The sequence below is a fragment of the Streptomyces sp. NPDC001890 genome (assembly GCF_042891445.1).
GTDB lineage: Bacteria > Actinomycetota > Actinomycetes > Streptomycetales > Streptomycetaceae > Streptomyces.
On sequence record NZ_JBIATE010000065.1, the window covers coordinates 1 to 9,906 of the forward strand.

General features: G+C 67.6%; 7 protein-coding genes. 2 read left to right on the top strand and 5 right to left on the bottom strand.

Features of this window, described 5'->3' with window-relative positions; translation table 11 throughout:
- The first annotated feature begins 519 nt into the window (after positions 1 to 519).
- On the top strand, positions 520 to 3,102 hold the full coding sequence (locus ACFYY1_RS42665) for a Helicase associated domain protein (RefSeq protein WP_388595457.1): 2,583 nt from the start codon (positions 520 to 522) through the stop codon (positions 3,100 to 3,102).
- 397 nt (positions 3,103 to 3,499) lie between these two features.
- On the opposite strand, the gene ACFYY1_RS42670 is transcribed toward ACFYY1_RS42665, so the two are convergent.
- On the bottom strand, positions 3,500 to 3,994 hold the full coding sequence (locus ACFYY1_RS42670) for a GNAT family N-acetyltransferase (RefSeq protein WP_383725873.1): 495 nt from the start codon (positions 3,992 to 3,994) through the stop codon (positions 3,500 to 3,502).
- Positions 3,995 to 4,218: 224 nt separating this feature from the next.
- On the opposite strand from ACFYY1_RS42670, the gene ACFYY1_RS42675 reads away from it, so the two are divergent.
- A complete protein-coding gene (locus ACFYY1_RS42675; protein ID WP_383725875.1) occupies positions 4,219 to 5,373 on the top strand; it encodes a lipid II:glycine glycyltransferase FemX in 1,155 nt (384 codons plus the stop codon).
- Positions 5,374 to 5,388: 15 nt separating this feature from the next.
- Here ACFYY1_RS42675 and murF read toward each other — a convergent pair whose 3' ends face one another.
- The 4 genes from murF to ACFYY1_RS42695 form a co-directional block, all read right to left on the bottom strand.
- The gene (murF, locus tag ACFYY1_RS42680) at positions 5,389 to 6,750 is read right to left on the bottom strand and encodes a UDP-N-acetylmuramoyl-tripeptide--D-alanyl-D-alanine ligase (RefSeq protein WP_388595459.1); all 1,362 of its coding nucleotides are present in this window, start codon (positions 6,748 to 6,750) and stop codon (positions 5,389 to 5,391) included.
- Between the two features lie 147 nt (positions 6,751 to 6,897).
- Positions 6,898 to 7,521, bottom strand: a complete 624-nt coding sequence (vanX, locus tag ACFYY1_RS42685) for a D-Ala-D-Ala dipeptidase VanX (protein ID WP_383725879.1) — start codon at positions 7,519 to 7,521, stop codon at positions 6,898 to 6,900.
- The gene (gene vanA / locus ACFYY1_RS42690) at positions 7,514 to 8,581 is read right to left on the bottom strand and encodes a D-alanine--(R)-lactate ligase (protein WP_383725881.1); all 1,068 of its coding nucleotides are present in this window, start codon (positions 8,579 to 8,581) and stop codon (positions 7,514 to 7,516) included. Before vanA ends, vanX begins: the two co-directional genes overlap by 8 nt.
- On the bottom strand, positions 8,574 to 9,560 hold the full coding sequence (locus tag ACFYY1_RS42695; RefSeq protein ID WP_383725883.1) for a D-isomer specific 2-hydroxyacid dehydrogenase family protein: 987 nt from the start codon (positions 9,558 to 9,560) through the stop codon (positions 8,574 to 8,576). Before ACFYY1_RS42695 ends, vanA begins: the two co-directional genes overlap by 8 nt.
- Between the last annotated feature and the right edge of the window lie 346 nt (positions 9,561 to 9,906).

Consider the following 9,906-nt stretch of genomic DNA (forward strand, 5'->3'; position numbering starts at 1 on the left):
ACACGACGCGCCGCCGCTACGCGGCGGAAGGCGACAACGCACTCCGTGCGTTGTTCCCGGACTTCGTCCGGGGTTGCCGGTCCACTCCGTGGCCCGGGCAGTCAACTTCGTTGACTGCGCCCGGATCGCTCCGCGATCCGGGCGGCGGGCCATGCTCCGCACGGCCCTTGGCTGGCTAGGTGTTGGGGTGGGATTGCTGGGAGTGCGGTGACGGGTCGTAAAGACCGGGGCTTCCTACCCGATCCCTGGTTCCCTTGAGTCCCTGTCAAGAGGGTTCGGGGGTTGACAGGAGCGGCCCTGCGCAGATGACAGCTGGCGGTTCGCAAACACTTCTGCAGTCGATATGCGTCACTCTTGATGTCCAGCTAGATTAAGGAGTGTGAGCCTAGGCCCTGCTGCTGTCCCTGGGGTCGATTGTCTGTGTCTTGGTTGTCGCTGAAAATGCATGTTGCTGCACATGGATCCGAGTCATTCTGGCTTGGAAATATATCTGAAGCGGTCGAGGAGAGGAAATTTCTGGTGACGCTGAAGGAGTTGTTTCCGCATCAGGTAGAGGCAGTCGACGCAGTCCTGAGAGCGCTTCAGACACCTGCGAGCGGACACCTGTCGGCCGACGGGCTGCGGACCCAGGTCATCGCCGCGACCGGCTCCGGGAAGACCCTGATCGCCGTCGCGGCCGCCGAGAAACTCGGCGCGCGGCATGTCCTGGTCCTGGTCCCGACGCTGGATCTACTGACCCAGACCGCGGCCGCATGGCGGGAAGGAGGCCGTACAGGGGCAATGATCGGGGTCTGCTCACTCCGGGCCGACGACTCCGACGGTGTGCCTTGCACGACCGACCCTGGCGAACTCGTCTCCTGGGTAAGAGGTCTGGAGCGGGTCACGGTATTCGCCACGTACGCCGCCGTCGGCCTCGGCATCCTCCAGAACGCCCATGCTGTCGGCCTGGGTGCGTTTGACCTGATGGTCCTCGACGAGGCGCACCGAACGAGCGGGTACGCCGGGAAGCCGTGGGCTGCGGTGCACGACCAGGCGAAGATGCCGGCGACCCGGCGGTTGTACATGACGGCGACGGCCCGGATCTGGGAAGCTCCCGAGCACGCTCAGGGTGGTGAGGGCAGGGAGCCGCGGCTGATCGCGAGCATGGACCCGGCATCACCCGTGTTCGGACCGGTCGCGTACAAACTGACACTCTCCGAAGCAGTAAGCCGGGGCCTGGTAGCGCCGTATCAGGTGGTGTGCGTCGACATCAGCGATCCCGAGTTCCATCAGCTGCGCCAGGAGGCCGGGTACGGGTCGGACGCCGCACGCGGAGCACGGCTCGCGGCGCTGCAGACCGGGCTCGTGACCGCGGCCGCCGAAGAGAACCTGCGCAAGGTCCTGACGTTCCACAGCCGGGTCAGTGAAGCCGAAGCCATGGCCACAGGTGTAGTGGACGCGGCCAGGAAGCTGTGGGAAGACGATCCGCGACGCTACCCGGAGCCAGGGCGGGTACGGGCCGACTGGCTGTACGGCGAACACCCCCCAGCCCACCGCCGCGCCGTACTGAAGGAGTTCGCCTCCGACGTCATCGAGGACCAGGCGCAGCTGGTGGAGGGTGGTGTTGGTGGGCGGGGTCTGGTGCCGGCGGCGTTGCGGGTGTTGAGCTCGGTGAAGGTGCTGGGCGAGGGTGTCGATACCGCGAATTGTGATTCCGTCGCATTCTGTGATGCGCGGGGGTCGATGGTCGATATCGTGCAAATGGTCGGACGGGCTCTGCGGATTAAGCCGGGGGCAGGGAAGATTGCTTCTCTGATTGTTCCCGTATTTCTCGCTCCGGGTGAAAGTCCGGACGAAATGCTGACCTCGGATGCCTACGGAGCCCTCGCGAAGGTCCTCTCGGCGTTGCGGGCGCACGACACCGACACGATCGAGCACCTCGCCGATCCCCGTATCCGAAGCGGGAATTGGCACCCGGAAGGAGCCGAGGAGGGCGAGGCGGAAGCTGAGCGGGAAGGCGAGTGGGCCTTGCCGGTGGGTGAGCGGGTGCCGAGTGCGCCCGCGCGGGAGCTGCTGAAGTTCAGCACACCCCGTGACCCGGCGCTGCTGGCGCAGTTCGTGAAGCTGCGGGTCATCGAGCCGGAAAACACGTTCTGGCGGCGCGGTATCCAGGCATGCGTGCGGTATGTGAAGGAGACCGGGGCGCAGCAGTTGCGGGTGCCGTACGACTACATCACCCCGGACGACTGGGTGCCGGCCGGGTTCCCGCTCGGGACATGGCTCGCCGACCAGCGGAAATCCCACAAGGCGGGGCGTCTTGATGCGGGGCGGGTGGAACAGCTCGACGGGCTGGGGATGGTGTGGTCGCACCAGGACGTCGCTTTCGAGGAAGGCCTCACCGCCGCCCGCGCCTGGGCCACGGTGCACGGGCATTTGTTGCCGCCCGCGACCGCGGTCTGGGGCGGATACCCGGTCGGGACCTGGGTCAAGAACCAGCGATACGCCGCCCGGACCACGGATGCCAATGCGCAGCGGCGGCAGGCCGGCCTGGCTGTCGAGAGCAGTGCGGGTACGTTGACCGAGGCGCGGCACGCGGCGCTGGAGGACATCGACCCGGGATGGTGCCCGGTATGGGACACCGGGTGGCAACGCTGCTTCCGGCTCGTCCAGAACCTCCTCCAGAACGGCGGGGCCCTGCCGGTGGTGGTCGGCAAAGTGATCGTGCAGGGCGAAGACCTCGGGAGGTGGGTTGCGGCGCAGCGGCACGGGTGGGAGGAGTTGCTGCCCGCACAGCAATGGCTCCTGGACAACGTCCTCGGAATCGAACCCGCCGAGGAGACAGAACGGCTGGTGAAACGGACGCAGGACGATATGTGGGCACTCAACCTGCGTGCGGCACAGCAGTTCCACGCCCGCGAGGGGCACTTGCGGGTACCCCGCAAACACACCGAGCACCTGGAAGGAGCAGCGGAGGGTATTGCGGGGCCGGGAAGCCGTCAGGCAGGTACTGGAGAGCCCGTGGGGGTCAAGCTCGGCACCTGGCTCGACAACGTCCGTAAAAGGGCGGCCAAGCTCAGTGCGGAACGCCAAGCCGACCTCGACCACCTCGGCATGCGCTGGTAGGGGTGGGCATGCGGGAACCGTCCTTTGACCGGACGGGGCTGTTCTTCGCTGTTTCGCCGGACGTCCTGATGCCGCTCGGGCCAGTCTGGGTGCCCTGGTAACAGCTGGAGGGGTGCGGGTGTCTGATGGCGGCGGAGTTGTCCGTGCCGGCGGTGTGGTGCCTGGGGTCTTTCGTGTCGCCCCTTTTGCCAGGGAGAAGACGTCGTCGCTGATCAGCTGTGTCACGGCCTCCTACGGGATGCTCTGCGGTTCGCTCTCCACGCTCATTGGCCCCCTGGGTTCGGTGGTGTGTGCCGTCTTGGCGCCGTGAAGCTGACCGTACCTGCGGTGGCGGGCCTTATGGGCCGTCATCGGTCGATCGGGGGGCATGCCGTTGTGGCCCTGCGCCTGCGCTGGTTCAGATGCCGTCGGTCTCCAGCGCGTACAGTTCGTACGGAACGGTGGACCCGTCCTCGGTGTACCGGTCGGATGTGCCGACGCGGAAGAATCCGGCCTTGGCCAGGACGCGGCCGGAGGCCGGGTTGTCGGGGTGGTGCATGGCCTCCAGCCGGGTCAGTCCGGCGGTGGTGAAGGCGAGGGCGGCGACCTGTTGGGCGGCGTGGGTGGCGTAGCCGTTGCCCCAGGTGTCCTCGCGGAGGATGTAGCTGATGGTGCCCATGGACGGGGATCGTCGGCGCAGGGCGATCAGGCCGATCATCCCGTCCGCGGCGAGGATGCCCCAGGACCACTGTGCACGCGGGGTTTCGGCGGCTCGGGCGAGGGCTGCGCGGACCTTCTCCTGGGCCTGGTCGAGGGTGAGGGCCTTGCCGGTGGTGTGCCGGATGGATGCGCCGCTGTAGACGCGGGTGAGGGCGGGGGCGTCGTCGGAGGTCAGTGCGCGCAGGGTCACCATGCGGCGGTCAGCTCCTTCGCGGTGAGCCGGTCGGCGGGGTCGGGTGCCAGGCACGCGGTGGCCGGGGCCGTGTCCGGCCTGGGCGGTTCGGTGCGCGCGGCTGTGGCGCCGGACCGGTGAGCAGCACGATCTGTGACAGGCGCGGAGCGCCCGAGCGGCGCATATCGTCAGCGTATCGAAAAGCGGATACGCACCGGCAACACAGGGCCGAATTGACTGGCGTCATGTCCTACCGCGAACCAGCACCCCTGTCCCTCCCTGTGACGCTGACCGTCGCGCCGATCAGCGACGCCGAGCACCTGGCCTTCGTGCGGGCGCGGCGGTCGGTGAACTTTGTGCAGACCCCGGCATGGGGGCGGGTGAAGACGGAGTGGCGCAGTGAGTCGCTCGGTTGGTTCGACGGCGGGCGGCTTGTGGGGGCGGGGCTTGTCCTTCACCGGCCGGTGCCGGGGCTGTCGCGGTTCACGCTTGCGTATGTGCCGTGGGGTCCTGACATCGACTGGTCCGGGGACATCGGTGCGTGGCTCGACCCGCTGGCGGCATATCTCAAGGCCCGTGGCGCGTTCGCGATCCGGCTGTGCCCGCCGGTGCGGACGCACACCTGGGATGCGGCGCAGGTCAAGGACGGCGTGGCCGATCCGGGGGTGCGTCGGCTCACCAGACTCCCCGACGGGCACGTTGATCCGACTGGTGCCGAGGTGAGCCGACGGCTCCGGGCGGCCGGCTGGCTGCCGCAGAGCCCTGAGGACGGGTTCGGGGCTGGGCAGCCGCAGTTCACGTATGAGGTGCCGCTGGTGGGAAGGTCCGAGGACGACGTCCTGAAGGCCATGAACCAGCAGTGGCGCCGCAACATCAAGAAGGCCGCGAAGGCGGGGGTCGAGGTCACGGTCGGTGCCGCGTCGGACCTCGCGGCGTTCCACGAGCTCTACGTGGACACCGCCACGCGCGATGGATTCACGCCGCGGCAACTGGCGTACTTCGAGACGATGTTCGCGGAGTTGAGCGCCGAGGATCCCGGGCGGATCGCGCTCTATCTGGCACGCCACGAGGGCGAGTTGGTGGCCGCGACGATCCTGGTGCGGGTCGGCGGACACGCCTGGTACTCGTACGGTGCCTCCTCGACGGCCAAACGTGAGGTGCGGGGTTCCAACGCGTGCCAGTGGGCGATGATCCGTGACGCCCTGGCGGCGGGCTGCGACGTGTACGACCTGCGGGGCATCACGCCGACGCTCGACGCCGCTGATCCGCATGTGGGCCTGATCCGGTTCAAGGTCGGCACCGGGGGGCGGGCGGTGCGGTACGTCGGGGAATGGGATCTGCCGCTGCGACCGCTGGTCTACCGCGCCTTCGACCTGTACATGCGTCGGCGCAGTCGCTGAGCCCGCGCCGCACGGTTACCCGAGTGCGGCAGCCACCTCGTCGAGGCGGGCGCCGCGCGATGCCTTGACGAGGACGACGTCGCCGCCTGTGAGGCTCTCGCACAGCCAGGCGGCGGCTGCTTGGTTGTCGGTGAACGCGACCGCCCGCTCCCCCGCGGCGTCGGCGACGGGACGGGCGGTTTCGCCGATGACGGCCACCAGGTCGGCGCGCGCGGCTGCGTACTCGCCCACTGCTCGGTGTTCGGTCTCGCTGTCGGCGCCAAGTTCGAGCATCGCGCCGAGTACGGCGATACGGCGCCGGCCCGCGATCGCGGCGAGCGTGTCCAGGGCGGCTCGGGTGGAGTCGGGGTTGGCGTTGTAGGAGTCGTTGAGCAGGGTCGCGCCGCAGGCCAGGGTGCGGCGCTCCATGCGCCACCTGGACAGTGAGGCGGTGCTGAGGGCCACCGCCGAGGTGAGCAGGGGGATGCCAGCCACGAGTCCCGCCGCGGCGGCGGCCGCCGCGTTGAGTGCCTGGTGGGCGCCCACGAATGGCAGCGCGACACGGGCCGAGGCGCCGGAGGTGCGCAGCGTGAAGGTCGCCCGGCCCAGGCGGTCGAGGACCAGGTCCTGGACACGCACGTCGGCGTGTTCGGCGCGGCCGAAGGTCAGGACCGGCCCGTCGGTCAGCGCGCGCATCGCGACGACGCGGGGGTCGTCGGCGTTGAGGACGGCGGTGGCGCCGGGTGCGAGGCCGCGCACGAGTTCGCCCTTGGTCCTTGCGATGGCCTCGCGCGAGCCGAACTCCCCGATGTGGGCCTGGCCGACGTTGAGTACGACCGCGATGTCGGGTGCGACCAAGCCGGTGAGGTGGGCTATGTCGCCGAGGTGGCGGGCGCCCATTTCGAGGGCGAGGAAGCGGGTGTGCGCGTCGACGCGCAGCATGGTCAGGGGCACGCCGAGTTCGTTGTTGTACGAACCGTGTGTGGCGACGGTCGGCCCGGCGCCCGAAAGGACCACAGACAGCAGGTCCTTGGTGCTGGTCTTGCCCTGCGAGCCCGTCACCGCGACGACGGTCAGCCGCTCGCGCAGCCGGGCCACGGCGTGGGCGGCGAGTGTCTGCAGTGCGGCCGGTACGTCATCGACGACGACTGTGGGGAGGGGTGTCGGCCGTGAACCGAGCACGGCGGTCGCACGGGTGTGGGCAGCGTAGTCGTGGCCGTCGACGCGCTCACCGACCATGGCGACGAAGAGACCGCCCGGTTCGCCGTGCCTGCTGTCGAGTACGGCTGGCGCACTCACTGTGACAGTCGCGTCACCTGAGACCCGGCCGCCGGCGAGCGCGGCGATCTCGGCGAGGGAGAGGAGGTGCGGGGCGGGGGATGGCTGGCTCTGAGTCATGGCTCCAGTGAAGGCGGCGGGATGTTGCCGGCGCGTATGCGATTCTCAATATGCCAGCGATAGGTGGTGGCTCTGGGGGGCTCGCTTTCTCCGTTCGGCGTCCGGGGACGCCGAGGCTCCGGCCGGACCACCGGAGCCTCGTCGTATTCATCCCAGACTCACCTGTGTGATGGGAAAGTCGAAATAGGTGTCCGGGTAGGGCTCGTCCTTGAGCGTGTAATGCCACCATTCGCACGCGTAGGAGCTGAATCCGCTGGTCTCCATGATGGAGCGAAGACGCCTGCGGTTGTCCGCCGCGGCGCGCGAGATTCCTTCCGCTCCGTGGTGCGAGATCGAGTCCATCAGGTCGTGGTCGCCGTCCATGGCAGCGAGGTCGCCGCTGTCCAGGTGGTACAGCGTCAGGTCGACGGTACTGCCGCGGCTGTGGCCCGACTTGGCGGCCACGTATCCGTTCTCGAACATCTCGGGCCGGTCGATATTGGGGTAGTGGCGGTGTTTGGTGCGGCCGTCCTCCGGCTGCTCCGACCAGCGCAGGAAAGAGTCCACGGCACGTTGCGGGCGGTAGCCATCCCAGAGAAGGAGGTCGAATCCGTGCGAGGCCGCCTCTTCTCGCGCGCTCTGCAGTGCCGCACACAAGGCCCTGGTGCCGACGATGCGATTGGCCAGGTATCCGTTGACCGGTTTTCCGGTGAAGTTGTCCCAGGTGGCGTACTTGGCGTCCCAGCGGATCCCGGGTATGAACTCGTCTATGAAGACGAAGTCGTTACGCATCGGCCTGCTCCGTCGGAGTCAGGGGCCGGGCGAGCGTCCCGGTCACCAGGCGGTCGATCACTTCGGGCAGCGGAACCCCGGCGGCGGCCATCATCCTCGGATATCGGCTGTAGGAGGTCATGCCGGGGAATGTATTGACCTCGTTGAGAACGACCTGTCCGTCGTCCTTGAGGAACAGGTCCACGCGGGCGAGTCCGCCGCAACCCAGGGCGCGGTAGACGGCCTTCGCCACTTCCTGGACGCGTGCCCGGGATTCAGCCGGAATATCAGCGGGGACGATCGGCGTCGAATTGTCGGAGCCGGTCTCGGGTTCGTCCTCCTGGTGAATCCGGAAAAATCCGTGGGACAGGGCGATGCGGTCGACTTCTCCCGCGGTCAGGTCCGTTCCGCCGCCCAGGATGGCGCATCCAACCTCGCTGCCGACGACCGCCTCCTCGACCAGGACTTTCGTGTCGTACCGCCGGGCGACGTCCAGCGCAGCCGGCAGTTCTTCCGCGTTCGCCACCTTGCTGACCCCGAAGGACGATCCCGAGCGGGCCGGCTTCACGAAGATGGGATAGGTGAGCCGATCGGCGTCGATGCTCTCGCCCGCCGCGACCGTCCAGAAATTCGGCGTGGCAATTCCGGCGCCGGCGGCGACGACATAGGCGAGGGACTTGTCCATGCCCAGCACGGAACTCTGGACGTCGCAGCCCACGTACGGGATTCCGGACAGCTCGAGCAGGCCCTGGACCGCGCCGTCCTCCCCGAGCTTGCCGTGCAGGACGGGCACCACGACATCCAGGCCGATCGTCTCGTACTTCCCCTGATCGAGGACGAGCAGTCCGCGCACGCCGCGGTCCGGGGACAGCACGGCGGTCCGGTATGCGCCGCTCTCCCAGTCCGCGGCGGGGCCCTCGCAGAGTTTCCAGGCACCGTTGCGCGTGATCCCGATGAAGTACGGCTCGTATTTATCCGGGTCGAGGTTTCGCGCGATCTCCTGCGCGGACTTGATAGAGATGGGGTATTCCTCCGAGCAGCCGCCGAAGAGGATTCCGACCTGAAGTTTGGCCTCAGACATGCTGATTCCTGCTTTCGAATTCCAGGCAGTTGGTGATCGAGTTCTCGACCATGTCGCTCAGGGCGCGGTCCGTGTAATACGCGGTGTGCGGACTGATGAACGCATTCGGCATTTCCTGCAGCCGAAGCAGTGGCTTGCTGTCGATGGGTGCGTTCCGTCGGTCGGCGTAGAACACGCCTTCCTCGCCCTCGACGACGTCGAGGGCGACACCGCCCAGGCACCCGTCCTCCAGCGCCGCGACCAGCGCGGTGGTGTCGATGAGGGCACCGCGCCCGGTATTGACCACGAACGCGCCGGGTTTCATCCGCTGGATGCGTTCACGGTCGAGGAGGTGGTGCGTCTCGGCGTTGAGCGGCGCATGGAGCGTGACAACGTCGCTCGACCTCAGCAATTCATCGAGCGACACCTCGTCGTCGCGATCACCGGATTCACCGGCACGATTTCCGTACGCTAATATCCGGCATCCGAAGACGCGGAGCCTTTCCATGACGGCCGTGCCGATGCGCCCCGTTCCGACCACGCCGACGGTCAGGTCGCGCAGATCTTTCCCCCGTACGTCGTGCAGCCGGTAGTCGTGCACATCCGCACGGCGGACAGTCGACTTGGCGTGGCGCACCGCCATCAGCAGCATCATCACCGTGTAGTCGGCGACACTGTCGGGGGAATAATAGACGTTCCCGACAGAAATGCCGAAACGGCTCGCATAATCCACGTCGATATGGTCGTACCCGATGCTTCTTGTGGAGATGTAGGAGACGCCGACTCGGCTCAGCGCACGAATTGTCGCCGGGGTGATCCTGGTCTTGTGTCCGACGCTGATGCACCGGTTTCCGGATGCCAGGTGGACGTTGTTCTCCGACACCGCGGATTCTGTGATTGTCGGCGTCACTCCGAATCGGGGCGCCAGCTCCCGGAACCGTGCGGCTTCGTCCCGCCCGCATCCGAAAACGGTGATTCCCACTGGTTCGCTGTAGGTCATGCATCCATTCAAGGGAACGGGGTGTTGCCGACGCGTATGCAGTTTTCGATACGCTGCCGATACGTTGTCGGCCCGCTTTGCCGGCCCGCGCGGTGTTCGCCGAGCAGGCCACCAGCCGGTCGCGGTGGCTGTTCGCGTTGGACGGCGCCACCCCGGCAAGCCGGGTCATGCCGGCTGCCGTCCAGGCGCGGCCGTCGAGCACTAGGCACATGGCGGCGTTGGTGCGATCCGTCGGGAGGCACCCAAGGAGACTAGGGCCTGTCCGGCGGATCTTGGTGACGCGCCCTGCCTCATGGAGCATCGTTCTGTTGGTGGGGCGGGGAGATCTGACGGACGACGAGTGGGC

Bases quoted from the DNA above. Each gene is read 5' to 3' on its own strand.
- ACFYY1_RS42670 (WP_383725873.1), bottom strand. From the start codon at position 3,994: ATGGTGACCCTGCGCGCACTGACCTCCGACGACGCCCCCGCCCTCACC.
- ACFYY1_RS42675 (WP_383725875.1), top strand. From the start codon at position 4,219: ATGTCCTACCGCGAACCAGCACCCCTGTCCCTCCCTGTGACGCTGACC.
- murF (WP_388595459.1), bottom strand. From the start codon at position 6,750: ATGACTCAGAGCCAGCCATCCCCCGCCCCGCACCTCCTCTCCCTCGCC.
- vanX (WP_383725879.1), bottom strand. From the start codon at position 7,521: ATGCGTAACGACTTCGTCTTCATAGACGAGTTCATACCCGGGATCCGC.
- vanA (WP_383725881.1), bottom strand. From the start codon at position 8,581: ATGTCTGAGGCCAAACTTCAGGTCGGAATCCTCTTCGGCGGCTGCTCG.
- ACFYY1_RS42695 (WP_383725883.1), bottom strand. From the start codon at position 9,560: ATGACCTACAGCGAACCAGTGGGAATCACCGTTTTCGGATGCGGGCGG.